General features: G+C 69.3%; 1 protein-coding gene. It reads left to right on the plus strand.

The annotated features are described in order from the left end of the window. The coding region (locus ACFW0B_RS25935; RefSeq protein WP_449151817.1) for an E3 binding domain-containing protein at positions 1-525 on the plus strand (525 nt) is incomplete at both ends.

The raw sequence follows: 525 nt of genomic DNA on the forward strand, positions 1-525 counted from the left end.
TCGCGGCTGCCGAGGTCTCGGCCATCGCCGCGCTGGCCGCCGCCGCCGCGAAAACCACCGGCGTACCGGCCCGCTCCAGCGGCGCCAAGGTCCACGCAGGTCCGGCGGTTCGCCAACTGGCCCGCGAATTCGGCGTCGAGCTGTCCGAGGTCCAGGCCACCGGCCCGCACGGCCGCGTGCTGAAGGAAGACGTGCAAGCCCACGTCAAGGCCATGCTGCAGAAGGCCAAGGAAGCCCCGGCCGCTGCCGCCGGCGCCAGCGGTGGTGCGGGCATCCCGCCGATCCCGGCGGTGGACTTCAGCAAGTTCGGTGAAATCGAAGAAGTGGCGATGACCCGCCTGATGCAGGTCGGCGCCACCAACCTGCACCGCAGCTGGCTCAACGTCCCGCACGTGACCCAGTTCGATTCGGCCGATATCACCGAGCTGGAAGCTTTCCGTGTGGCCCAGAAGGCCGTGGCAGAGAAGGCCGGCGTCAAGCTGACCGTCCTGCCGCTGCTGCTGAAAGCCTGCGCCTACCTGCTCA

The sequence above is a fragment of the Metapseudomonas phytobenefica genome (genome assembly GCF_043392685.1).
Taxonomy (GTDB): Bacteria; Pseudomonadota; Gammaproteobacteria; order Pseudomonadales; family Pseudomonadaceae; genus Metapseudomonas.